20 protein-coding genes are annotated in these 21,138 nt (G+C 53.5%); 8 read left to right on the top strand and 12 right to left on the bottom strand.

Translation table 11 applies throughout. The features are described from left to right. Nucleotides 1-47: 47 nt before the first annotated feature. Both fabB and fabA read right to left on the bottom strand, forming a co-directional pair. Nucleotides 48-1,265 carry a beta-ketoacyl-ACP synthase I gene (gene fabB, locus E1162_RS14675; RefSeq protein WP_155132408.1) on the bottom strand — a complete coding sequence of 406 codons (1,218 nt, stop codon included), beginning with the start codon at nt 1,263-1,265 and terminating at the stop codon, nt 48-50. A gap of 120 nt (nt 1,266-1,385) precedes the next feature. Further along, nucleotides 1,386-1,898: a 3-hydroxyacyl-[acyl-carrier-protein] dehydratase FabA gene (gene fabA, locus E1162_RS14680; protein ID WP_155132410.1), complete on the bottom strand. Its 513-nt coding sequence runs from the start codon at nt 1,896-1,898 to the stop codon at nt 1,386-1,388. A 389-nt stretch (nt 1,899-2,287) separates the two neighbouring features. Here fabA and irrA point away from each other — a divergent pair, with 389 nt between their 5' ends. Then, the gene (gene irrA / locus E1162_RS14685) at nt 2,288-2,734 is read left to right on the top strand and encodes an iron response transcriptional regulator IrrA (protein ID WP_155132412.1); all 447 of its coding nucleotides are present in this window, start codon (nt 2,288-2,290) and stop codon (nt 2,732-2,734) included. A gap of 33 nt (nt 2,735-2,767) precedes the next feature. On the opposite strand, the gene nth is transcribed toward irrA, so the two are convergent. After that, nucleotides 2,768-3,481, bottom strand: coding sequence for an endonuclease III (gene nth / locus E1162_RS14690; protein WP_155132414.1), 714 nt, complete (start codon nt 3,479-3,481; stop codon nt 2,768-2,770). A 41-nt stretch (nt 3,482-3,522) separates the two neighbouring features. On the opposite strand from nth, the gene E1162_RS14695 reads away from it, so the two are divergent. The 3 genes from E1162_RS14695 (at nt 3,523) to E1162_RS14705 (ending at nt 5,486) form a co-directional block, all read left to right on the top strand. Then, nucleotides 3,523-4,077, top strand: a complete 555-nt coding sequence (locus tag E1162_RS14695) for a DUF2244 domain-containing protein (RefSeq protein WP_155132416.1) — start codon at nt 3,523-3,525, stop codon at nt 4,075-4,077. Between the two features lie 112 nt (nt 4,078-4,189). Further along, a complete protein-coding gene (locus E1162_RS14700; protein ID WP_371311954.1) occupies nt 4,190-5,074 on the top strand; it encodes a methylated-DNA--[protein]-cysteine S-methyltransferase in 885 nt (294 codons plus the stop codon). 73 nt (nt 5,075-5,147) lie between these two features. Then, nucleotides 5,148-5,486, top strand: coding sequence for a helix-turn-helix domain-containing protein (locus tag E1162_RS14705; RefSeq protein WP_155132418.1), 339 nt, complete (start codon nt 5,148-5,150; stop codon nt 5,484-5,486). A gap of 38 nt (nt 5,487-5,524) precedes the next feature. On the opposite strand, the gene trpB is transcribed toward E1162_RS14705, so the two are convergent. The 3 genes from trpB to E1162_RS14720 all read right to left on the bottom strand — a co-directional run bounded on the left by trpB (nt 5,525) and on the right by E1162_RS14720 (nt 9,892). Continuing rightward, entirely contained in the window at nt 5,525-6,739 is a 1,215-nt protein-coding gene (trpB, locus tag E1162_RS14710; protein WP_155132420.1) for a tryptophan synthase subunit beta, read from the bottom strand. A 24-nt stretch (nt 6,740-6,763) separates the two neighbouring features. After that, on the bottom strand, nt 6,764-7,408 hold the full coding sequence (locus E1162_RS14715; protein WP_371311955.1) for a phosphoribosylanthranilate isomerase: 645 nt from the start codon (nt 7,406-7,408) through the stop codon (nt 6,764-6,766). A gap of 201 nt (nt 7,409-7,609) precedes the next feature. After that, on the bottom strand, nt 7,610-9,892 hold the full coding sequence (locus E1162_RS14720) for an NADP-dependent malic enzyme (protein WP_155132424.1): 2,283 nt from the start codon (nt 9,890-9,892) through the stop codon (nt 7,610-7,612). Nucleotides 9,893-10,033: 141 nt separating this feature from the next. On the opposite strand from E1162_RS14720, the gene mutS reads away from it, so the two are divergent. Beyond that, nucleotides 10,034-12,772 (top strand): DNA mismatch repair protein MutS, encoded by a 2,739-nt coding sequence (gene mutS, locus E1162_RS14725; RefSeq protein WP_155132732.1) that lies wholly within the window; start codon nt 10,034-10,036, stop codon nt 12,770-12,772. A gap of 2 nt (nt 12,773-12,774) precedes the next feature. Here mutS and E1162_RS14730 read toward each other — a convergent pair whose 3' ends face one another. Beyond that, complete coding sequence (locus tag E1162_RS14730) at nt 12,775-13,545, bottom strand: DODA-type extradiol aromatic ring-opening family dioxygenase (RefSeq protein ID WP_155132426.1); 771 nt, start codon at nt 13,543-13,545, stop codon at nt 12,775-12,777. 176 nt (nt 13,546-13,721) lie between these two features. Here E1162_RS14730 and dut point away from each other — a divergent pair, with 176 nt between their 5' ends. From dut to cysK, 3 genes are all read left to right on the top strand, one after another. Continuing rightward, a complete protein-coding gene (dut, locus tag E1162_RS14735) occupies nt 13,722-14,171 on the top strand; it encodes a dUTP diphosphatase (protein ID WP_155132428.1) in 450 nt (149 codons plus the stop codon). A 104-nt stretch (nt 14,172-14,275) separates the two neighbouring features. Further along, nucleotides 14,276-14,944 carry an HAD family hydrolase gene (locus E1162_RS14740; RefSeq protein ID WP_155132430.1) on the top strand — a complete coding sequence of 223 codons (669 nt, stop codon included), beginning with the start codon at nt 14,276-14,278 and terminating at the stop codon, nt 14,942-14,944. A 221-nt stretch (nt 14,945-15,165) separates the two neighbouring features. Further along, the gene (gene cysK / locus E1162_RS14745) at nt 15,166-16,128 is read left to right on the top strand and encodes a cysteine synthase A (RefSeq protein WP_155132432.1); all 963 of its coding nucleotides are present in this window, start codon (nt 15,166-15,168) and stop codon (nt 16,126-16,128) included. 61 nt (nt 16,129-16,189) lie between these two features. Here the strand turns inward: cysK and E1162_RS14750 are convergent, their stop codons facing one another. The 5 genes from E1162_RS14750 to trpS form a co-directional block, all read right to left on the bottom strand. Further along, on the bottom strand, nt 16,190-17,515 hold the full coding sequence (locus E1162_RS14750) for a bifunctional folylpolyglutamate synthase/dihydrofolate synthase (protein ID WP_155132434.1): 1,326 nt from the start codon (nt 17,513-17,515) through the stop codon (nt 16,190-16,192). A 93-nt stretch (nt 17,516-17,608) separates the two neighbouring features. Next, entirely contained in the window at nt 17,609-18,538 is a 930-nt protein-coding gene (gene accD, locus E1162_RS14755; RefSeq protein WP_371311956.1) for an acetyl-CoA carboxylase, carboxyltransferase subunit beta, read from the bottom strand. Between the two features lie 72 nt (nt 18,539-18,610). Then, the gene (trpA, locus tag E1162_RS14760; RefSeq protein WP_155132438.1) at nt 18,611-19,441 is read right to left on the bottom strand and encodes a tryptophan synthase subunit alpha; all 831 of its coding nucleotides are present in this window, start codon (nt 19,439-19,441) and stop codon (nt 18,611-18,613) included. A gap of 157 nt (nt 19,442-19,598) precedes the next feature. Continuing rightward, nucleotides 19,599-19,820: a hypothetical protein gene (locus E1162_RS14765; RefSeq protein WP_155132441.1), complete on the bottom strand. Its 222-nt coding sequence runs from the start codon at nt 19,818-19,820 to the stop codon at nt 19,599-19,601. Nucleotides 19,821-20,005: 185 nt separating this feature from the next. Beyond that, the gene (gene trpS / locus E1162_RS14770; protein ID WP_155132444.1) at nt 20,006-21,091 is read right to left on the bottom strand and encodes a tryptophan--tRNA ligase; all 1,086 of its coding nucleotides are present in this window, start codon (nt 21,089-21,091) and stop codon (nt 20,006-20,008) included. Nucleotides 21,092-21,138: the final 47 nt, after the last annotated feature.

Genomic DNA, 21,138 nt, shown 5'->3' on the forward strand with positions numbered 1-21,138 from the left:
CTCCTGTCAGCAGGGCGCCGCGCTGCGACGCCCTACAAATTCGTTTCTTAGTCGGTATAGCGTTTGAACACGAGAGACGCGTTCGTACCGCCAAAGCCGAAACCGTTCGACAAAATGCAGTTGAGACCAGCGTTGTCGACGCGTTCGAGCACGATCGGCAGGTCTGCAAACTCAGGATCAATTTCTTCAATATGAGCGGAAGCGGCGATGAAGTCACCCTCCATCATTAGAAGGGAATAGATCGCTTCGTGAACGCCAGCTGCACCCAGAGAGTGACCGGAAAGAGCTTTGGTTGCAGAGATTTTCGGAACGTTGTCGCCAAATACTGCGCGGATCGCTTCGATCTCTTTAACGTCGCCAACCGGAGTAGAGGTCGCGTGCGGGTTGATGTAGTCAACCTTGCAGTCCAGATCTTTGATAGCCAGCTGCATGCAGCGCTTTGCGCCTTCGCCGCTTGGTGCCACCATGTCGTGACCGTCAGAGGTTGCGCCGTAGCCAACAACTTCTGCATAGATCTTCGCGCCGCGTGCTTTCGCGTGCTCCAGCTCTTCCAGAACCAGCACACCAGCACCGCCTGCGATAACAAAACCGTCACGGTTTTTGTCATATGGACGAGAAGCGGAGGACGGCGTGTCGTTGTAGTTGGAAGACATAGCGCCCATAGCGTCGAACATGTTGGACAGGGTCCAGTCCAGATCTTCGCCACCGCCTGCAAAGACGATGTCCTGCTTGCCCCACTGGATCAGTTCGGCAGCGTTACCGATACAGATGTTGGTGGTCGCACAAGCTGCGGAGATGGAATAGTTCACACCATGAATGTGGAACGGCGTTGCCAGAGTTGCCGAGTTGGTAGAGCTCATCGCTTTTGGCACTGCGGTAGGGCCAATGCGTTTCGGGCCCTTTTCGCGGGTGATGTCTGCTGCTTCCACGATTGCCTTGGTGGAAGGGCCGCCAGAACCCATGATGATGCCGGTACGCTCGTTGGTGATGAGGTCTTCGGTAAGACCTGCATCGGCAATAGCTTCTTCCATTGCCACGTAGTTCCATGCAGAACCTTCGCCCATGAAGCGGGTTACACGGCGACCGAGCTTTTCAAAAGCGTCAAGGGTAGGCTGACCATGAACCTGGCAGCGGAAGCCAAGTTCAGCGTATTTGTCAGCGTGCACAATGCCGGATTTACCCTCGCGCAGGCTGTCCTGCACTTCTTTAGCGTTATTGCCGAGAGAGGACACAATGCCCATACCGGTAACGACCACACGTCTCATAGAGGACTCCCGTGGATGAAAACTATAAGCTGCCAAATGGCAGCCTATAGCGAAGTATTACAGAAGAACCCGGTGATACTCACCCGGCTCCGATTTCTTCTTGCCGCTAGGACCTGAAGATTACTCTTCAGACTGGAACAGACCAACACGAAGGTCTTTAGCGGTAAAGATGGTTTCGCCATCAGCCTTAACCCAGCCGTCAGCAATAGCCAGTTTCAGGCGGGAGCGCATAACGCGCTTCATATCAACGCCGAACTCGAGCTTTTTGACGGAAGGGGTAACCATGCCGGTGAATTTTACTTCGCCGGAAGAAAGTGCACGGCCACGACCAGGCTCACCCAGCCAGCCCAGATAGAAGCCGGTCATCTGCCAAAGAGCATCCAGACCAAGGCAGCCAGGCATCACAGGGTCACCAATGAAGTGACAACCGAAGAACCAAAGATCAGGCTTGATTTCGAATTCAGAGCGGATCATGCCCTTGCCGTACTCGCCACCTTCCTCAGAGATCTGGGAGATGCGGTCAAACATAAGCATTGGAGGCACAGGAAGCTGTGCATTGCCTTGACCGAAAAGTTCGCCGCGACCGCAAGCAAGGAGGTCTTCGTATTCGTAACTCGAACGCTGTTCGTGCATTCTATTCCCGCATGATTGCTCGTTTCGCTATAATTGGGCAGCAGAGCGATGCTCAAGTAATTACGAAACGAAAGTTCTAAAAGTTAATCCGTTGCGCACTTCCTAGCACAGCCCATACAAGTTCGAAAGGGTGCACTACACGGTATGGGGTGTTCTTCCTGTGAGCAGTTGCTTTCGTTTTACAGACAACTTATTATTCTTCGAAGATGCTGCAGATGCAGAATCCCGTTTGTATGTATGGTTTCAAAACACGCTTGCAATGGTGAAAATTTTAACGTTGCGAGAATATCCGTGTTGCTGACGTCGCCAAGCAACGGCTAAGGCTCTTAAGAGGTGCTGAAGCACGGTTTGGCAGTTTGGTAAAAAGAGTAACCTGGCCTAGGAAAAACATGAGTATTGCACATAACGCTCAAGACCATGATGTTGTAAGCAAACTGCGTGATGCAGGATTGCGCCCTACCCGCCAACGCGTTGCTCTTGCAGAACTTTTATACTCCAAAGGCAACCGACATATTTCTGCCGAAGGTCTGCACGAAGAAGCCATACTGGCAAGTGTACCTGTTTCTCTGGCAACGGTTTACAACACATTGCACCAGTTTACCGAGGCTGGCCTGCTGCGCGAAGTTGCCGTTGAAGGTACTAAAACCTACTTTGATACCAACACAACAGAGCACCACCATTTTTACTTCGAAGATGAAAACCGCATCGTCGATATTCCTGATAGCGATCTGTCGCTGATCAACCTTCCAACACCACCGGAAGGAACAGAGATCTCGCGTGTCGAAGTGATCGTGCGTGTAAAAAAACTGGGTGAAAACACCGTGTTGGCGGTGTAGTCACACCAATTATTCGGTGTGTGCGTCAATTTATCACGCTTTGGTTTTTTTCTCTTTGCTCTTGCACAGATCGTAAATGATGCAGCGATGGCACTCCGGCTTGCGCGCTTTACACACGTAGCGCCCATGCAGGATGAGCCAGTGGTGTGAATGGCGCACATATTCCTTCGGAATAATCTTCTCCATCTTCTTCTCGACATCCAGCGGCGTTTTACCCGGTGCAAGGCCTAAACGGTTCCCAAGACGGAAAAGGTGCGTGTCTACGGCGATAGTCGGCTGACCGAACCAGATGTTTAGCACCACGTTGGCTGTTTTGCGGCCAACGCCCGGCAGCGCTTCCAGCGCCTCACGGTTATCCGGTACTTCCCCGCCATGCAGGTCAATGAGCTGCTGCGAGAGCGTAAAGACGTTCTTTGCCTTGTTCTTGTAAAGGCCGATTGTGCGGATCTCTTCGCGGATTTTGTCTTCGCCCAGAGCCACCATCTTGTAAGGATCGTCAGCCAGCTGGAACAAGTGCTTGGTTGCTTTGTTGACGCCAACGTCCGTGGCTTGAGCTGAAAGCACCACCGCCACAAGCAACGTAAACGCGTTCGTGTGGTCTAGCTCTCCTTCCGGCTCCGGATCGAACTTCTCGAACACCTCGAAGATCTTATGGATTTCCTCTTTGGAATATCGGGAGCGGGAACTCACGGCCCGTTTTGGCTTTGCAGCTTTTTCAGTGCCTGTAATTTTCTTGGTCTCGCGCATAAGTATCTTTTCGTAATATCGAGAGGCTTTATAATCGAACTATGGAGAAGCAGTGTGACGGCAACCAACCATCGACAGAGCATACCCAAGCCCTTGCTGATAGGGAACAGTTTCCGCCCTTCTTTGAAGCTGTTTTAACCCCGCATAGATCACTTTCTAAGGGCGGTTTGTGGCTGTTGCTTGGTGCTCTGGGGTTTCTCTCGCTGTTCTATTCCGTTTTCCTGATTGCCCTCGGTTTCTGGCTTGCACCGCTGGTTCTTGCTCTGCCCCTTATCTCGATTTGGCTAGCGTTTCACTGGAACAACAACGACGCGAAAGCTTACGAGCACATCTCGGTTTCTCCATTAGAAGTACGAATCCGGCATGTGAACAAAATTGGAAAAGAGCAGGAGTTTTGCTGTAATCCGTTTCGGGCCCGAATTGAAACAAAACACGATGAAGATCAAGGGATAATCAGCCTTTTGCTCTATGCAGAAGGCAAAGTGGTCACCATCGGCAAGTTCCTTAATCCGCAAGATAGAACAAATTTTGCCCATGCTTTTGCGCAGGCTCTCCACACCGCTCGCCGCTCTGGCGTTAGTCCCAAACTATCGTGATTTTCAATGCTCACAAGGCATTCGGCCTGTCCATCGGTTTTCGGGTGGTTAGCATCGGCGCCTCCTTCTATGATGCCCTTCAAACTATGACAGCAGATGATGAATTAGCCCCATGCAAGACATGTTGATTGATGCGCTGCCAGCGCCCTCCAAAAGCGATCAAGAACATTACGATATTGTTCAACGCACATTGAAAGCAATTGCACAGGATTGGCGTGAGCAACCATCTTTGGAGCAGCTTGCCGAGCAGGTTCACATGCAGCCAATCCAGTTGCAGCGTGTGTTTTCAAAGTGGGCAGGCATTACGCCAAAGCAGTTCTTGCAGGCACTCACGCTCGATCATGCCCGTGCCATGTTGAAGGACTCTGCCTCGGTTCTGGATACAGCGATGGAGGTTGGCCTTTCTGGACCTGCCCGCCTGCATGATCTTTTCGTGACCCATGAAGCAATGACGCCGGGCGACTATAAAAAGCGTGGTGAAGGGGTAACGGTATCCTACGGCTTCCATCCCTGCCCGTTCGGTCTAGCGCTTGTTATGGCAACTGATAAGGGCCTTGCTGGACTTGCGTTTGCCGATCCGGGTGAAGAAGCCACAGCGTTTGAGGATATGAGCCGCCGCTGGCCTGCGGCCCGCTTTGAAGAAAGCCCGCAACAGACCGCTGGTTACATCCACCGCATCTTTGATCCGCAGCAATGGTCACAGGAGCAGCCGCTGCGTTTGGTCTTTATCGGAACGGATTTTGAAGTCCGCGTATGGGAAACGCTTTTGAAAATTCCCCTCGGCCAAGCAACCACCTATTCGCAGATTGCCGCCAAGCTGGGCAAACCTACCGCCTACCGCGCCGTTGGCACTGCTGTTGGCAAAAACCCGCTCTCCTTCGTGGTGCCGTGCCACCGCGTTCTGGGGCGTGATGGTAGCCTTTGCGGCTATCACTGGGGCCTTACCCGCAAACGCGCCATGCTCGGCTGGGAAGCAGGACTCGCTGGCGCGGTGTAGGTGGAAACTCCCATGAAAATAGTCCAGTCTATCCCTGATTTGATTTGGGGTTGGATAGACATTGCACTGTTTTATGAAGGAATGGCGGAAGGCTAAGGGGCTCACCCTGCAGTCTTTAGGAGAAAGCGTCGATATAGATCACGGTACGCTATCAAAACTCGAAAGAGGGTTTAGGCGTTGGAATTTGGAGCAGTTGGTACGCGTGGCCGAAGCTTTGGATGTAGAGCTTTTTATGCTCTTTATCGATCCGAATGATCCCATTGGAAAAATTCATGACGAGATTAGGCGCATACCTTTAGGGGCAAGAGATACCGTCGTTGAAGTGATCAGAGCTATTGCAGACACTCCGATCATTAGTGATCCAAACGAAGAAGTAGCTCCGGATAGTCAGAAACAAAAAAGCGGGCTCTAAAGCCCGCTTTTTCATCAGTATTCAAATGGCTAAACCGCCTAGAGGTCGAAGCCCAGCATGTTACCAACGGTGAACACGTCTTTGTCGCCGCGGCCACACAGGTTCATCACGATGATCTGGTTTTTGTCCATCTGCGGTGCCATTTTCACCACCTGTGCCAGCGCATGGCTTGGCTCAAGAGCTGGAATGATGCCTTCAACGCGGGTCAGCATCTGGAATGCGTCCAGCGCCTCTTTATCGTTGATGGAAACATATTGCACGCGGCCAATATCTTTCAGCCAAGAGTGCTCAGGGCCGATGCCTGGATAGTCAAGTCCTGCGGAGATGGAGTGGCCTTCAAGGATCTGGCCGTCATCGTCCTGCAGCAGGTAGGTACGGTTCCCGTGCAGAACGCCCGGCTTACCAGCGTTCAAGGATGCGCAGTGCTCTTCGGTATCAAGACCGCGGCCACCCGCTTCAACGCCGTAGATTTTTACAGCATCGTCATCAAGGAACGGGTGGAACAAGCCAATTGCGTTGGAGCCACCGCCAACAGCTGCAACGAGCGCGTCCGGCAAACGACCTTCCATTTCCAGCATCTGCTTCTTGGTTTCTTCACCAATCACGGACTGGAAATCACGAACCATTTCCGGATACGGGTGCGGACCAGCGGCTGTCCCGATGAGGTAGTAGGTGTCTTCAACGTTGGTCACCCAGTCACGCAGGGCTTCGTTCATGGCATCTTTCAAGGTGCCAGCGCCAGCGGTTACCGGAACGATCTCAGCGCCCAAAAGCTTCATGCGGAACACATTTGGCTTCTGGCGCTCAACGTCGGTTGCGCCCATGTAAACCACGCAAGGAAGACCAAAGCGGGCGCAAACGGTTGCTGTTGCCACGCCGTGCTGGCCAGCGCCGGTTTCTGCGATGATGCGGGTTTTGCCCATGCGCTTTGCCAGAAGGATCTGGCCAAGGCAGTTGTTGATCTTGTGTGAACCGGTGTGGTTAAGTTCGTCGCGCTTGAAGTAAATCTTCGCGCCGCCCAGTTCCTCGGTCAAACGCTCAGCAAAATACAGCGGCGAAGGACGGCCGGTGTAATAGGTGTTGAGCGACTTCACTTCTTCAAGAAATGCGGGATCAGCCTTGGCATCATTGTAAGCTTGTTCCAGCTCAAGAATGAGAGGCATAAGTGTTTCGGCAACGAAACGACCGCCGAAATCGCCGAAGCGACCGTGATCATCAGGTCCCGAACGCAACGTGTTTGCGTGCTGGTTCATAGGCAGGTCCCCATACATTATTCGTTAGGCGCTCAGGGCTTCCTTCACAAACGCCTTAATCAATTCAACGTCTTTTATGCCTTTCTCGCGTTCAACGCCAGAGGAGACATCAACCGCAGGAGCGCCGGAAACAGTCAGCGCTTCGCGTACATTCTCGATCCCCAACCCTCCAGAAAGCATATAGGGTTTGGAGAGCTTGATGGATTTCAAAAGGGTCCAATCAAAGGAAACACCGTTTCCGCCCGGGCGATTGGAGTCCTTTGGAGGTTTGGCATCAAACAGGAAGCGATCAACGGCATCACCATAAAGAGATGCCTTTTCAAGATCTTCCGCTGTGCTGATGCCGAAAGCTTTCATCACAGGCAGGCCAAAGCGGCTTTTAACCGCTGCACAGCGCTCGATACTCTCGCTGCCATGCAACTGGATCACGTCAGGGCGAACATGCTCTACGATCTCGCCAAGCTCTTTATTGCCCATATTAACGGTCAGCGCTACGATCTGCGTGCGCCCACGCGCATGCTCGGCAAGTGCCTTGGCTTTCTCGATGGAAATATGACGCGGACTTTTAGGAAAGAACACGAGGCCGATCATCCCTGCGCCAGCATCAATTGCTGTATCAAGGGTTTCTATGTCCGAAAGACCGCAAATTTTGATCAAGGTGTCGCTCACGACCAGTTCCGCCCGTAACGTGTTTTTCCGCTAAGGTTTAAAGCAGAGTTTTTACAGGTTGTCACCTCTTGGGTGCATACTCCGATTTGCTGAGCTTTGCGATTTTCTCAATCCTCAATGGCGTTAAGGCAAGCAGCTTCACAAAACAAAAGAGCGAGGAACAAGTCCCCGCCCTTTCAATGCCAAAGATGATTTTAAAAATCAGGTCACATTATAAGCAGCAATTGCCGCCATATTGAAGATGTCATTATCCTTTGCCCCCATCGGAACGATCTGAACCGCCCGATCAAGGCCTACAAGCAGGGGTCCAATGACCGTGGAACCACCTAGTTCTTGCATCATATTCACAGCGATAGATGCAGAATGGAACGCAGGCATCACCAAAACGTTGGCAGGGCCGGTCAAACGGCAGAACGGATAGTTCGCCATTTTGTCCATGTTGAGGGCCACATCGGCACCCATTTCACCCTCGTATTCGAAGTCTACACGGCGGCGATCAAGTATTTTTACCGCCTCCATAAGGCGCTCTGAGCGCTCGCCTTTAGGGTGTCCGAATGTTGAGTAAGCCAACATTGCCACGCGTGGCTCATAGCCAAGGCGGCGGGCAACGTGCGCTGCTTCTTCTGCAATGTCAGCCAGCTCTTCAGAGGTTGGCATCTCATGAACTGCAGTGTCAGCAACAAGAACGGTACGGCCACGGTTAATGACCAGAGACAGACCAATAACGCGGTGACCCGGCTTAGTGTCGATACACGCTTTGATCGTGTCCAGCGCGACGGAATAGTTACGGGTAAGGCCGGTAACCATGCAGTCTGCATCGCCGCGAGCAACCATGATCGAAGACCAGTAGTTACGGTCGCTGTTTACAAGGCGCTGGCAGTCACGCAGCAAGAAGCCCTGACGCTGCAAACGGGCATAGAGGTAGTTTGCGTAGTCGTTGCTGCGGTTGGAAATACGCGCGTTCTCGATGGTGATACCGATACGGTTGATATCGATACCCGCTGCTGACGCGTTTTCGCGGATTTCTTCTTCACGGCCAATAAGGATCGCTTCACCAAGGCCCTGAGAAACGTAGTTAGCCGCTGCGCGGATAACCGGAGTTTCCTCGCCTTCAGCAAACACGATGCGCTTTGGATTTTGGCGAACCTTGGAAACAAGGCGCTGCAAGGTGCCCGCCATCGGGTCACGGCGGGACTGGAGCTGAGCCTTATAGGCTTCCATGTCCACAATCGGACGCTTTGCAACGCCGCTGTCGATTGCTGCCTGCGCAACTGCAGCCGGAATGCGGGAGATCAGGCGCGGATCAAACGGAACCGGAATGATGTATTCAGGGCCGAACTTTGGACGTGCACCACGGTAAGCTGCTGCTACTTCATCCGGCACATCTTCTCGGGCCAGTTCTGCCAGGGCCTGCGCACAGGCAATCTTCATCTCGTCGTTGATGGTGGTCGCATGAACGTCCAGCGCACCGCGGAAGATGTAAGGGAAACCAAGAACGTTGTTTACTTGGTTTGGATAGTCAGAGCGGCCGGTTGCAACAATCGCATCGTCTCGAACGGCATGTGCTTCTTCCGGCGTGATTTCCGGATCAGGGTTTGCCATTGCAAAGATGATCGGGTTCGGCGCCATAGCGCGCAGCATGTCGGCAGTCAGTGCACCCTTAACCGAAACACCAAGGAACACGTCAGCGCCTTTGAGAGCATCATACAGTGTGCGGGTATCGGTCTCGATAGCGTGGGCGCTCTTCCACTGGTTCATACCTTCAAGGCGGCCTTTGTAGATAACGCCTTTGGTATCGCACAAGGTTACGTTCTGATGAGGAACGCCCATTGCCTTGATGAGTTCGATACAGGCAATACCTGCAGCGCCAGCACCGTTACAAACAACCTTCACTTCGCTGATGTCGCGGCCGGTCAGGTGAACAGCGTTGATGAGACCTGCAGCAGCGATAATTGCGGTGCCGTGCTGATCGTCATGGAATACCGGAATGTCCATAAGCTCGCGCAGGCGCTGCTCGATGATGAAGCAGTCCGGGGCTTTAATGTCTTCCAGATTGATGCCGCCGAAGGACGGACCAAGATAACGAACGCTGTTAATAAACTCTTCAACGTCGAGCGTATCGACCTCTAGGTCAATTGAATCCACATCGGCAAAGCGTTTGAAGAGTACGGCTTTACCCTCCATTACCGGCTTGGAAGCCAGCGCGCCGAGGTTACCCAGACCCAAAATTGCAGAGCCGTTGGAGATAACGGCAACCATGTTGCCGCGAGCAGTGTAGTCAAACGCTTTGCTAGGATCTGCAGCGATCGCCTTTACAGGAACTGCTACACCCGGGGAGTACGCAAGGCTAAGATCACGCTGCGTTGCCATAGGCTTAGTAGGTGTGATCTCCAGTTTGCCCGGTTTACCTTCCTGATGGAACTGGAGCGCATCCTGGTCGGTAAAGCTAATTGTATTAGACGCTGATTTGTCTGTGGTTGGCATCAGCTGAGGTCCTCACCCGAATCGTGCTAATTATATTTAATAAATCGAAGACAGACATTATCCCCGCATTTTCGCTATCTCAAGGTAAGAAGACCACTAAGCACGGTGAAACCCCCTGCCCGTTTTGCTATTGTCCGCGCCATGACAAGTGATGCGACGACCCAAGCTGCGCCGGACACTTCCCGTGTCACGCCCATGATGGCGCAATACATTGAAATCAAATCTGCAAATCCTGACAGCCTCCTGTTCTACCGAATGGGAGATTTTTATGAGCTGTTCTTCGAGGATGCAGAGGAAGCCTCCCGTGCGCTCGGCATTACGCTCACAAAGCGTGGCAAGCATCAGGGTGAGGATATTCCTATGTGCGGCGTGCCGGTGCACGCAGCTGATGACTATCTGCAAAAGCTGATTGGTCTGGGTTTCCGTGTCGCTGTGTGTGAGCAGACCGAAGATCCGGCCGAAGCGAAAAAGCGCGGTTCCAAGTCCGTTGTTCGCCGCGATGTTGTGCGCCTTGTCACGCCCGGAACGCTCACAGAAGACCGCCTTCTGGATGCGCGCCGCAACAACTTCCTTGCCGCCGTTTCCCGTTTGAAATCGGGCTCCAGCAGTGAAGCGAGCACCTTCGGTATTGCGTGGATTGATATGTCCACCGGCTCGTTCCGCGTGGCTGAATCCGATGATGTACGCCTTGGCGCCGATCTTGCCCGTATCGAGCCAACAGAAATCGTCGTCGCCGATGCGTTGTTGCAAGAGCCGGAACTGCGCATGGTGCTGGAAGGCGTTGGTGCAGCGCTTTCTCCTGTGCCGCGCGTTTATTTTGATGGCTCCACCGCAACAGACCGCTTAACCGGTTATTTCGGTGTGGGTACGCTTGACGGTTTTGCCAGTTACTCTCGCGCAGAACTGACTGCTGCGGCCGCTGTTCTGGCTTACATCGAAAAGACCCAGCTGGGTGAGCGTCCGCTTCTCGACCCACCAGCTAAGGAAGTGTCTGCCGGTCAGCTACTGATTGATCCAGCGACCCGCGCCAACCTTGAGCTTACCAGAACGCTGGCAGGCGAGCGCCGTGGCAGCTTGCTGTTTGCTATCGATCGCACCGTTACGGGAGCGGGATCTCGCTTGCTTGCAAGCCGTCTGGCGAGCCCGTTAACAGACCCTGAAACAATCAATGATCGCTTCGATACGCTGGATTATTTCGCAGGCGATACGATGCTGCGCGAAGATATCCGCCAGCTATTGAAAGCCGCGCCGGATATGGCCCGCGCTCTGTCTCGTCTGGCCGTTGGCCGCGGTGGTCCGCGTGATCTTCAGTGCATTGCTGTCTCTCTCAAATCCGCCCGTGAAGTAGCTGGTCTTGTAGCCTCCAGCGCCAGCTATCCGGTTGAAGTTTCCAAGGCGCTTGAAAGCTTGAAGGATGCGCCGCACGAGCTTGGCGAGCAGCTCGACCGTGCTATCGCCGAAGAGCCTCCGCTACTGAAGCGCGACGGCGGCTTCATCGCCACCGGCTACCATGGCGACCTCGACGAGCTGAAAAGCCTGCGGGACCAGTCGCGCAAGGTGATTGCCCAAATGCAGGCCGATTTGGCCGAAGAGCTTGGCATTCGCTCTTTGAAGATCAAGCACAACAACGTACTAGGCTGGTTTATGGAAGCGCCAACGGCCCAGTGCGATCCGATGAAGGATGATCCGGCCCGCTTTATCCATCGCCAGTCCATGGCAGGCGCCATGCGCTTCACCACCACCGAGCTGGCTGATCTGGAAAGCAAGATCGCAAGCGCTGGTGAGCGCGCCCTTGCTATTGAGCTGGAAATTTTCGAAGAGCTGACCAAAGCCGTTGTCGCGGCTGGCAACCAGATCAAGGGCGCCTCTGACGCACTCGCTTTGCTGGACGTTTCCACGGCCCTTGCTGTACTGGCCGAGGCTGAAAACTACACCCGCCCGACAGTTGACACCTCTCTGGCGTTCCACATCGAAGGTGGCCGCCATCCTGTCGTTGAGCAGGCGCTGCGTAAAACCAGCGGCGAACAGTTTGTTGCCAATAATGCCGATCTTGGTCCGCTGGCTGAAGCAAAGCTGGGTCAGATTTGGCTGATCACCGGTCCTAACATGGCCGGTAAATCCACCTTCTTGCGCCAGAACGCTTTGATTGCGGTGCTTGCCCAAATGGGCTGTTTTGTTCCGGCAAGCAAAGCCCATATCGGCGTTGTTGATCGCCTGTTCTCCCGCGTTGGCGCGGCAGATGATCTGGCCCGTGGCCGCTCCACCTTCATGGTGGAAATGGTCGAAACGGCAGCCATTCTCAATCAGGCAACAGACCGCTCTCTCGTTATTCTCGATGAAATCGGACGCGGTACGGCGACCTTTGACGGTCTTTCCATCGCGTGGGCGGCGATTGAGCATCTACACGAAACCAACCGGTCCCGCGCGCTGTTCGCTACTCACTATCACGAGCTAACAGCCCTTGCTGCCCGTCTTGAACGTCTGGCAACGGCGACCGTTCGCGTGAAAGAGTGGAAGGGCGACGTTGTCTTCCTGCACGAGATCGTACCGGGTGCGGCTGACCGCTCCTACGGTATTCAGGTGGCCAAGCTTGCAGGCCTTCCGGCAACAGTTGTTAAGCGTGCGCAGTCCGTTCTCTCCCGTTTGGAAGAGCAAGACCGCAAGTCTCCTGCGGAAATGCTAATCGATGATCTTCCGCTGTTTGCTGGTATCAGTAAGCCGCTGGACCAAATCCCAGAACCAACGCAGGAAGTTGAACCGCAGTCTACCGAGCTGCAAGACATGCTTTCTGAGATTGATCCTGATGATATGACACCGCGTCAGGCGCACGAAGCCCTTTACGCGCTCAAACAAAAGCTGAAGGAGCTTGAGGCAAACTAGCCTCAAGCCGCAAAGCGATAGGCGCTCATGCTCAAGGAGCGGTGGGTCCAGCTCTCATGCAGTTTGGTCGCCGCTGCGCCTTTGCCTGCCGCACCATAGGCCACAAACAGCGGCATTAGATGCTCATCTGTTGGTAGTGCCCGCTGATAGTGGGCGTGGTTTTTCAGATCAAGAATGGCCGCGTCACCAAGCGCCAATGCATTCTCGACATCTTTGTCGAACGACACAGCCCACTCAGGGATGGGTTGATTTTCCGGTCCCATCTCTCGGAAATTATGGGTAATAGCGCCCGTGCCGATCACGAGAATGCCCTGTTCGGCAAGGGGCGCCAAAGCGCGGCCCAACGCAATGCTTTCAGCTGCTCCATAGCCAAGAGGCAGAGACACCTGAACGATTGGCAGTGTGTTTTCCGGCAAAGCAAGGATCAGGGGAACCCAAGTGCCATGGTCTAGCCCCCAAGTGTCATCCGCTTCGATCTTCAGTCCGCCAGATGAAACCGCCTCAATAACGCTACCCACGAGCCATTGCGGCGCTGCGCCGTCATAGTTCATCTGATGGAGTTCCTCGGAAAACCCTCTGAAGTCATGGATCGTCTTTAGCGGGCCAGCTGCCGACACCTTCAGCCCTTTGGTCTCCCAGTGAGGCGAGATAACAACCAGTGCTTTGGCTGCGGTGATTGAAGGTCCCATCTCCTTCAAGAAATCATGGGCAGCGCTTTGTGTGACGGCCAGATTTGGTGCGCCATGGGGCAGAAACAGTGGATCTTGTTTCATTGTCATCTCCGTGTTTTCAAGTTGGAGACAACCTATTGGATGTGCTTTGCAGTGATAATGCCAAGAGTTTGAACAGGATCGTCAATGATCCGTGAACAATGGGAGAAGCGCCAGAAAGCGGTAGAAACAAGGGCGTTTGCCTGTTAGTTCTCTGCTCAACGCAAAAAGGCAATCCCATGACACAGACACTAAAAATCAAGCGTTTGCCCCACGGGGCGGACCTGCAATTGCCAGCTTATGAAACAGCTGATGCAGCGGGTATGGATCTTCGTGCCGCAGTAACCGATCCTGTGACCCTGCTTCCAGGTAAGCGCGCCCTCATCGAGACCGGCCTTGCCATGGCAATTCCGCGTGGCTTTGAAGGTCAGGTGCGTCCGCGCTCCGGTCTTGCTGCCAAAAACGGTGTGACCGTTCTCAACACACCGGGCACAATCGATGCGGATTATCGCGGCGAAGTAAAAGTCATCCTCATCAACCTTGGCGATGAACCATTTGTCGTTGAACGCGGTATGCGTATAGCACAGCTGGTTCTGGCTCCAGTGGTACAGATGGCGACAGAAGAAACCGGCAGCCTTGACGATACCGATCGCGGTGCTGGCGGCTTTGGCTCTTCTGGCACGAAATAATTTTCTAAAGCCTGCCCGCGAACGGCGAACCTTAGCCGGTTGCGGGTGGGCCTGATTGCAATGAATGAGGACGCGCCAAGCGTTCTTCCAAGTGGGGTAAGGGTATGACACCGGAATTGGTAATCTTCGACTGTGACGGCATTCTGGTGGACACTGAAACCATCGCGAACCGTGTTTTGTCGGAGTTTATTGCTGATATCGGCCTCGACTTCTCTCCATCCGAATGCCATGCCCGTTTTACCGGACGCGCGCTTGATACCATCCAGCGCATGCTTGAAGAAATGACCGGTAAGGGTTTGGGCTCTGACTGGGCCGACCGCGTGCGCGCAGCTGATCTGGAAGCATTTCGCGCCGGTATCGAGCCAATTGACGGTGTTCGGCAGGTCGTAGAAAGCTTGATCGAAGAAGGCATTCCTTACTGCGTCGGCTCTTCTGGCCGCTATGAGAAAATGCACCTAACCCTTGGTTCTGCCGGTCTATTGGAATTCTTCAAGGACGTTCTGCACTCCGCGCAGGATGTAAAAGAGGGCAAGCCAGCCCCTGACATCTTCCTTTATGCGGCCCGCAGCATGGGCTATGCGCCGGAAAACTGCGTTGTTATTGAAGACAGCATCGCGGGTATGATGGCGGCTCGCTCTGCTGGTATGCGCTGCTTTGGCTATACAGCCCATTTGCAAGGCGAATTGCAGGACCTTCATGATGTAGGCGCGGTGCCATTTGGCCATATGAGCGAACTTCCAGCGCTGCTCGGCCTTAAAGAGCACGTCTCCTGATTGATGAGTGTTTGCGGAACAAACTCCTAAAACATTATCCTAGGTAAAGTGCATTTTGAAAAAATGTGCTTCTCGAATTGTGCCTTTTAGAATGAATTTTCACAAAGTCCCGTGCGAACAGTTTTCATAACCTCGTAAACAGGCTCGCTGCTTACTACATTTCTCTCCAAGACATCGATTAGTTTCAAGAGTTTACAAGAATCGACTACTGGAGGTCACCAATGACAAGCGCTGCACCGGGTCGTGGCAAGATTTATAATTCCATCATCGAGACCATCGGCAACACTCCGATTGTTCGCCTTGATAAGCTGGCTAAAGCTCATGGCGTGAAAGCCAACATTCTGGCAAAGCTCGAATTTTTCAACCCTATCTCTAGCGTGAAAGACCGCATCGGCGCTGCCATGATTGAAGCCATGGAAGCTGCCGGCCAGATCAATCCGAAAGAGACAACGCTTATCGAGCCGACCTCCGGCAACACAGGCATTGCGCTGGCATTTGTTGCAGCCGCAAAAGGATACCGCCTCATCCTCACAATGCCTGAGTCCATGTCTGTTGAGCGCCGTAAGATGTTCAAACTGTTGGGCGCTGAGCTGGAGCTAACCGAAGCGGCTAAGGGTATGAAGGGTGCGATTGCCCGCGCTCAGGAGCTGATGGAAGAAATTCCAGGTGCTGTGATCCCGCAGCAGTTTGAAAATGCTGCAAACCCAGAAATTCACCGCAACACCACTGCGCTGGAAATCTGGAACGACACCAACGGCGAAGTGGATGTATTTGTCTCCGGCATCGGTACAGGCGGCACCATCACCGGCGTATCGCAGGTTCTTAAAGAGAAAAAGCCGTCCTTGCACGTTGTAGCGGTTGAGCCTTCCGCAAGTCCGGTTCTTTCTGGCGGCCAGCCAAGCCCGCATAAAATTCAGGGCATCGGCGCAGGCTTTGTGCCGGGCGTGCTCGACACCTCTGTCTACGATGAGATCGTCACCATCGAAAACGATGATGCCTTCGCAACAGCTCGTGAAGTCGCGCGAACCGAAGGTGTTCCAGTGGGAATCTCTTCAGGAGCAGCTTTGAAAGCAGCCTTGGAAGTCGGCGCTCGTGAGGATATGGCCGGTAAGAATATCGTGGTCATTATCCCAAGCTTTGCAGAGCGTTACCTCTCCACCGCACTCTTTGACGGTTTGGAATAGGCCAAAAGAAAAGGGAGGCTTTTTGCCTCCCTTTGTTTATTTGTTTCGGGTGCGAAATTAATCACTCCGGCGGGGTGCCGTTCTTAGCTAGAACCTCGCCTGCCAGATAAAGCGATCCACAAAACAGAATACGGGCCGGTTCGCCGATCAGAGTGAGTTCGTCTTCAAGCGCGACCAGTGCTTCTTCTAGGCTTTCATAGCCGCGCGTTTTAAGACGAGCTTTTGTGGCAAACTCTGCCAGCTCTAGCGGTGTCCGGCCCTGACTTGTTGTAGTCAGTGGAACGCAAGAAACGCTCTTCACCAAACCATCAAAGCAGCGGAAGAACCCTGTCGGGTCCTTGGTCTGCATCATGCCGCTGATGAGATAAACCGGTTTTGGTGCTGTCTCGTTAAGGTCAGCAAGGAACGAGGAAATCACCTCGCCCGCCCCCGGATTGTGACCACCGTCTACCCAGATCTCTGTTTGTTCGGGAAAACGCTCTAGCACAGTGCCCGTACGAAGCGGTTGCAGGCGCGCTGGCCAGCTTGCAGCACGCAGCGCTGTGTTTGCCTCTCCCTCTGCCGTTTCCGTGCTCAGCAGCCCTGCAATGCGCAGCGCGGCCACAGCAAGGCCTGCATTGTCGAGCTGATGGTGACCGTGCAGCTTCGGCAGTGCCATATCCAGAAGACCGCCTTCATCTTGATAGATAAACCGACCGCCCTCGTCCCAAGATGTAAACTCCTGCGTCCCAAACCATAGCTCGGCTTTACAGCGGGCCGCTTGGCGCTCGATTACCCGGTGCACCTCATCAACTTGCTGGGCACTGACAACGGGGCAGCCCTGTTTGATGATACCGGCTTTTTCGGCAGCGATACCGGAAAGCTTGTCTCCCAGAAAGTTCTCGTGGTCTTTGGAGATCGGTGTGATCACGCTGACAAGCGGTTTTTCGATGACGTTAGTCGCATCCAGAATGCCGCCAAGACCAACTTCAAGAATGAGATAGTCGGCAGGTTCGCGGGCAAACAGCCAAAATGCAGCGGCGGTTGTTGCTTCAAAAAATGTTACCGGACCTTCACCTGCTGCAACTTCAACAGCGAGCAAAGCGTCCATGAGGCGCTCATCGCTCACAAATTTGCCGGTGCTGCCAAGGCGGATGCGCTCGTTAAACGCCACCAGATGCGGTGAGGAATAAACGTGAACCCGCTTTCCTCGCGCTTCCAATAGTGCGCGAATGAACGCGCTTGTAGAGCCTTTACCGTTGGTTCCGGCGACGTGGATGGTTGGTGGCAACTGCTTTTCAGGATTACCCAATGCCTTGAGTACAACCTGCATGCGCTCAAGCGACAGGTCGATTTCGGCAGGGTGAAGTTTCATCAGGCGCTCAAGCGCTTTATTCACGGCATCCATAGGCGTTGGTTTCTCGTTGGTCCTGAACCACAAACAAAAAGTCCGGCACCATGCGCCGGACTTTCAAAATTCTAGCAAAAAGAATGGCCTAGCTTATGCTGCGCCATTTGCTTCCTGTGCTTCTGCTGCTGGCGCTTCAATCTGCTTTGCTGCATCCAGTGCAGGTACAGCTGCTTCACGCTTAAGCAGAAGGTTACAGATGTTGGAAATGGTGTCTTTCATGTCATGACGATGAACAACCATATCCACCATGCCGTGATCGACAAGGTATTCAGAACGCTGGAAGCCTTCTGGCAGCTTCTCGCGGATGGTCTGTTCAATCACGCGCTGACCGGCAAAGCCGATGAGAGCACCTGGTTCTGCAAGATGAACGTCGCCTAGCATCGCGTAGGACGCTGTCACACCGCCGGTTGTCGGGTTGGTAAGAACCACGATGTAAGGCAGGCCAGCATCACGCAGCATCTGAACACCAACGGTGGTGCGCGGCATCTGCATCAGGGAAAGAATACCCTCCTGCATACGTGCACCGCCCGAAGAGGCGAACATGATGAACGGGGTCTTGTTCTCAACAGCGGTTTCCATGCCCTTGAGGATCGCTTCACCAGCAGCCATACCAAGAGAGCCACCCATGAAAGCAAAGTCCTGAACAGCAGCGGTCATGTCGTAGCCGTTGACTTTACCCTTTGCGACCATGACGGAGTCTTCAAGCTCGGTCTTGGTGCGGGCATCTTTCAGGCGGTCTACATAGCGCTTCTGATCGCGGAACTTCAGCGGATCAACCGGCACCTCAGGGGTCGCAACGGTTTCGTACTCGCCACCATCAAAGAAGTATTCCAGACGCTTTTTGCCTGCAATACGCATGTGGAAGTTAGAGTTCGGGACAACCCACTGGTTTGCCTCGAGATCACGGTGAAAGACCATTTCACCCGTTTCCGGGCATTTGATCCATAGGTTTTCCGGCGTGTCGCGCTTTTCTAGAAAGCTGCGAATCTTTGGCCGTACAACGTTGTTAATCCAGTTCACGGGCAGCCCCGGCTGTTGTTAATGTTCTTGTCAAAGGCGCAGTGCAAATAACGCACTGCATGAAACGATAGGTCAAGACCGCGCTTTTTCTACGCCAGAGCGCAAAGAAGCAACAATCTCGGTTACCGCGGCAACGGTTTTGTCGGTCGCTTTGCCGTTTTCATCAAGGCTCTTACGGACAGCCTCAACGAGAACAGAACCAACAACCACGCCGTCGGCGTCTTTACCAATAGCGGCAGCGTCCTCGGCAGTTTTAACGCCAAAACCAACCGCAACAGGCAGATCGGTATGCTGCTTGATACGATTGACCGCTGAAGCGACATCCGCTTTGCTCTTGATTTCCGAACCGGTCACACCGGTGACGGAAACATAGTACACAAAACCGGAGGTATTTTTCAAAATCGTCGGCAACCGGACATTATCAGATGTAGGTGTGGCCAAACGAATAAAATTCAAGCCCCCCTGCACGGCAGGGATGCACAATTCATCATCTTCTTCTGCTGGAACGTCAACAATGATAAGCCCGTCGGCGCCTGCTTCCTTGGCTTCTTTGACGAAGTTTTCAGAGCCGCGCACGTAAATCGGGTTGTAATAGCCCATCAGAACGATGGGGGTGTCATTGTCGGTTTCGCGAAACTTGCGCACCATGTCCAAAGTTTTGTTCATGGTCTGGCCGTTTGCCAGTGCACGCTGGCTCGCCAGCTGAATAGGCACGCCCTCTGCCATTGGGTCAGAAAACGGCATGCCTAGTTCGATAACATCGCTGCCTGCGGCCGGAAGTGCTTCAAAAATTGCCTGCGAAGTCGCACCATCAGGGTCGCCTGCGGTAATAAAAGTTACAAGCGCAGGGCGACCTTCACTTTTCAGTTTCGCAAAGCGGCGATCAATACGAGTTTCAGTCATGCAACTCCAACCAACGAATAGATTTGGAGGGATTTCCCCTAAAATAGACAGAGAAGGGTGTAGGGTGGCAACCTGCACTCTGTCAATAAGTGGTTGGGGTTGGATGGGGTAAATGCCAAAATAAAGCGTAGTTTTACCGCCTAATCTTGGGAAAACCTCAAGAACTGAGTTTGCGGATAATTGACTGGTTGGCTTCTTCGCGGGTCAGACCCTGACGGGCCAACTGCTCATCGCTCATGTTCATGTAACGCTCTGCCATCTGGGCAGCCAAAGTGCTCTGGGCAAGGGCGTGGAGGAAATCAGCAGTCGCTTTGTAAGCGCCTCGTGCTGCATCGGCAACGGCATGGAAGTCGTGGTGTGGGTGGTGGATGCTGGCCATTTTGAATGCCTTTCCTAGTTACAACCTCAAATTGCATACATGAGTATACAATATCGAATCTGGTGTGACTACAGGTAGTTTCGCAACGCAGCTTTGAACTGAGTGCATGGCTCTTAATACAGCCGAAAATGAAAAACCCCGCGGTGAACGCGGGGTTTAATCTTTCTCAAGTCAGCGTCTAACGCTTAGCGACCGAAACGGGCCTCAACGAAGCCGAAGATACGGCGAACGTCGTGCAGAACAGGTTCTGCAATCGCTGCTGCGCGCTCCGCACCATCCTTAAGAACGGCGTCAATTGCGGTTGGATCTGCCACCAAACGGCGGATTTCGCCGGTCATTGGCGCAAGCTTTTCAACGGCAAGGTCGGAAAGAGCTGGCTTGAACGCAGAGAACTGCTGGCCGCCATATTCCTTCAGAACGTCTGCTTTGGTGGTGCCGGCAAGAGCTGCATAGATGCCAACAAGGTTGTCAGCTTCCAGACGGTCTTTCAGGCCTTCCACTTCGCTTGGCAGCGCGTCAGGATCGGTCTTTGCCTTTTTGATCTTCTTCGCAATGGTCTCTGCATCATCGTTGAGGTTGATGCGGGACAGATCGGAAGGATCAGACTTGGACATCTTCTTGGAGCCATCGCGCAGGCTCATGATGCGGGTCGCAGGACCAGCAATCAGAGGTTCTGGCAGCGGGAAGTAAAGCTCTGCAGGAGATTCCGGTGTCGGCTCAGGGTTTGTCACGCCAAGGCCCAGCTCAACGATGCGCTCAGCGTAATCGTTGTTGAACTTCTGGGCGATATCGCGGGTCAGCTCAAGGTGCTGCTTCTGATCATCGCCAACCGGTACGTGGGTTGCGCGGTAAGCCAGAATGTCGGCAGCCATCAAGTTAGGGTAGGCAAACAGGCCAACAGAAGCGTTCTCGGCGTTCTTACCCGCTTTTTCCTTGAACTGCGTCATGCGGCGCAGCCAGCCCATACGGGCAATACAGTTGAACATCCAAGCCAGTTCAGAGTGCTCTTTCACCTGACTCTGGTTGAAGATGATCGCTTTTTTAGGATCAACGCCCGCTGCCAGATACGCCGCGGTTACTTCGCGGGTGGCGCGCATAAGTTCAGCTGGGTCTTGCCACACGGTGATCGCATGCAGGTCAACAACGCAGTAAACGGAAGGCATCTGGTCCTGAAGTGGAACAAAGCGAGAGACTGCACCCAAATAGTTTCCAAGATGCAGGTTGCCGGTAGGTTGAACACCGGAAAATACGCGAGGCTCAAAAGCCGTCATTCTATTAATTCCCTATTGCTACAGCCGGTTGGAAGGGCTTGATGGGC

Origin of the sequence: Pseudovibrio flavus (assembly GCF_009711345.1) — a bacterium.
In the GTDB taxonomy this organism is placed as follows: domain Bacteria; phylum Pseudomonadota; class Alphaproteobacteria; order Rhizobiales; family Stappiaceae; genus Pseudovibrio; species Pseudovibrio flavus.